1 pseudogene is annotated in these 504 nt (G+C 64.3%); it reads right to left on the reverse strand.

The window, feature by feature from the left end:
- Positions 1 to 35: 35 nt before the first annotated feature.
- A pseudogene (locus FK268_RS24045) lies at positions 36 to 504 on the reverse strand (FAD-binding oxidoreductase); the annotation flags it as partial.

Consider the following 504-nt stretch of genomic DNA (forward strand, 5'->3'; position numbering starts at 1 on the left):
TGAGCTTGGGGAGATGCTCAGTGGACCGCGTCAATTCACTGCCTCCTGACTGTCTTGTCGTACAGGCCCAGCAAGCGATCCTCCGGGTCGTAGCGGGACTTGTACTTCTCCAAGTGGATTCCGCCGTAGAGCTCGTCGAACTCGGCGCGCTCGTAGAAGGCCTCGGAGTACAGGGACTTGTGTCCACCCAACTCCGACACCTTCTCCTCGATCAGGCGGTTGGCCCGGCCCTCGATCTGGCCGGGTTGCTTCGGGACCGCGGACCAGAAACCGACGTTCACGTAGGTCTCGCGGGGTTCCAACGGGTACAGCGGCCACGGTCGGTCCGCGTCGGCGCCGGGTGGCAGCGGATCACGCAACCGTAACGGGCACAGCCAGATCGGCTCGATGGGGATCTCGTCGAGGAACCATTCGAGGAAGTCGACGGTCTCGTCGATGTGCACTTCGATGTCCTGCACCACGCGCTCGCCGGGCGGCTCGCCCTTGCGTGCCGCGAGCTTGTCG

Source organism: Tsukamurella sputi (assembly GCF_007858445.1).
Lineage (GTDB): Bacteria > Actinomycetota > Actinomycetes > Mycobacteriales > Mycobacteriaceae > Tsukamurella > Tsukamurella sputi.